The 1,474-nt window shown below is 63.0% G+C and carries 3 protein-coding genes; 2 read left to right on the forward strand and 1 reads right to left on the reverse strand.

All coding sequences use genetic code 11. The features are described from left to right. Positions 1-113 precede the first annotated feature (113 nt). Positions 114-359 (forward strand): hypothetical protein, encoded by a 246-nt coding sequence (locus tag BG60_RS36695; protein ID WP_033535750.1) that lies wholly within the window; start codon positions 114-116, stop codon positions 357-359. Between the two features lie 109 nt (positions 360-468). Further along, entirely contained in the window at positions 469-894 is a 426-nt protein-coding gene (locus BG60_RS36100) for a hypothetical protein (protein WP_008349938.1), read from the forward strand. A 43-nt stretch (positions 895-937) separates the two neighbouring features. On the opposite strand, the gene BG60_RS36105 is transcribed toward BG60_RS36100, so the two are convergent. Then, positions 938-1,474: transposase (locus BG60_RS36105; protein WP_034474648.1), on the reverse strand; the 537-nt coding region annotated here is incomplete at its 5' end.

Below are 1,474 nucleotides of genomic sequence, written 5' to 3' on the forward strand. Positions count from 1 at the left end.
CATGCAAAAAGCCCAGTCGAATGACTGGGCTTTTTGCTTTGCGGCTTCTGATTCGGACGCCCCTCGGGCACGCGCCGTGCACATCGAAAGTCTCCCCTTGGCGGAGACTCATCATGTCCCGACATCACCTCGCAACAGCCGCCCTTCTCCTCGCCACGACCTTCGCGACCCAAGCCCAGACCGCGCGCCCCGACGAGAGTGCCTCAATGGTCAAGCCGCCGGGCGCACCCGGCGCGCCGTCCGCGAGCGCCACCCGCCCCGACAATCCCGACAACATGCCGGTGAAGCGCCCGAATCCACCGCAGAACAGCGATCGCATGCTGCATCACAGCCCCGCGAGCGACGCGATCGCGAAATAACCCGCAACGGCCCCGAACCCGCGCTGGAAGCACGCGCGACGCCACTATAATGGCGCTCGTCACGATAATCGGAGCCTACCGCGTGCTCATGCTCCAAGCGGTCTAGCCAATGCAAAAAGTCATTCTGCCGTTCGTTTCCGGTTTTCTCGCCGCACTCTTTTTTCGCGAATCGACCCTGGCGCTGTTGCACGCAGCGGGTCTCGTCGATCCGGCCGGCTTTTCCACCGCACCGTTTGTTCCGCTCGGCATCCCGGAATTCATCGCGAATGCGCTGTGGAGTTCGATCTTCGGCGTGCTGATGGCGTGGCTGCTGCGCGTCGCGCCCGAGCGCAGCGCGCCCTGGATCGGCGCACTCGTGTTCGGCGGCATCGTGCTGACGGCCGTCGGCGTATTCGTCATCGATCCGGCCCGCGGCATCTGGCCGAGCGGCAACATGCTGCCGCGTCTCGCGCCGAACTTCATCGCCAATGCGATCTGGGGCTGGGGCGCGCTCGTCTTCATGCGCGCGTTCATGGCGGGTCACGAGCCGCACTGACCCGCCGCCGGAAACGAAAGCGGCCCGCGCGGGCTAATGCCGTTCAGTTAAGGTCTTTTCTTAGATAGCGAACGGTGTACCGTTTAGGGCGGGATTTGACGACCCGGTCGCATGTGCGTCCGGGTCGTTTTTCGTTGCGCATAGACTTGAGCCTTTCGCGCAGACGCTGAAGGCAGGCGGGTAATTTTGCAAACGCCGGCGTGAGGGCCGCCCACATCATCTCGTGCTGGATCGTGTGAAGCGCTCGCACGAAGCTGATATCAGTCGGAGCAAGTTTCGCTTCTCGCGCGGCGCTCGCGATCTCACGTCGAATCAGGTTGTAGGCGATCAACGCGCCCCATATCTCCTGATAGACCCCTGCGACGGTGCGGCTGCGCAAGGTCAATTCCGAACCCAGCATCGATTGTTTGAGCTCGGCGTAACTGGTTTCGATTTGCCAGCGGCGCTCATAACAGGCGACGATATCAGCGGGTTTGAAGCGTCGGCGATCGATCAGCGAAGTCAGCAGCACGCGTTCGCGTCCGCGCGCGTCGATGGCACGGATCGCCCGCGCGCTCCAGAATTCGGGCAAAGCCGGAAA

Source organism: Caballeronia zhejiangensis (genome assembly GCF_000698575.1).
GTDB lineage: Bacteria > Pseudomonadota > Gammaproteobacteria > Burkholderiales > Burkholderiaceae > Caballeronia > Caballeronia zhejiangensis.